1 protein-coding gene is annotated in these 590 nt (G+C 41.0%); it reads left to right on the forward strand.

Annotated elements, in window-relative coordinates; all coding sequences use genetic code 11:
• Positions 1–283: 283 nt before the first annotated feature.
• The coding region (locus R7190_RS29115) for an AAA family ATPase (RefSeq protein WP_318138099.1) at positions 284–590 on the forward strand (307 nt) is incomplete at its 3' end.

The following is a 590-nucleotide window of genomic DNA, read 5'->3' on the forward strand; positions in this document are numbered from 1 at the left end:
ATTGTTTTGCTCATGCAGTTGTAAACCCTAGCAATGACCGCAATTTGACGTTTTTGAACATTAACCACACACGGTGGGAAACAAAAGCAAAAACTGTTGCACGGCCACGAAAGCGTTTGCACTTTCAGTGAGCTATATCTCATAAATGGAAACTTTGATTGCTCAGCAAAGAGAGAGATAAGCATCTGTTATAAGGGTGATTCGAACAAATTACACTTGTAACAAAGTGATAACAAATGTATAAAAATAAATACACAGCATCAGTTCAGCAGCCGGAGTACGTATGATCCAACCTTCTTTTGCATCCAATGCCGAAAAAGCACTACTTTCCGAGCGTATTAACAAGCTTGCAAAAGCGTTAACTGATGGCGTTTATGAACGCGAACACACCATCAAACTCTGTCTCCTTGCCGCTTTGGCTGGGGAGAGCGTCTTTCTTTTAGGTCCTCCAGGTATTGCAAAGAGTCTTATTGCAAAGCGTCTTATCCAAGCTTTTGATAACAGCAGTTACTTTGAATACTTGATGACTCGATTCTCGACACCAGAAGAAGTGTTTGGTCCTTTGAGTATTCAAGAGTTGAAGGACAACG

It is taken from the genome of Vibrio sp. 1078-1, from assembly GCF_033340475.1.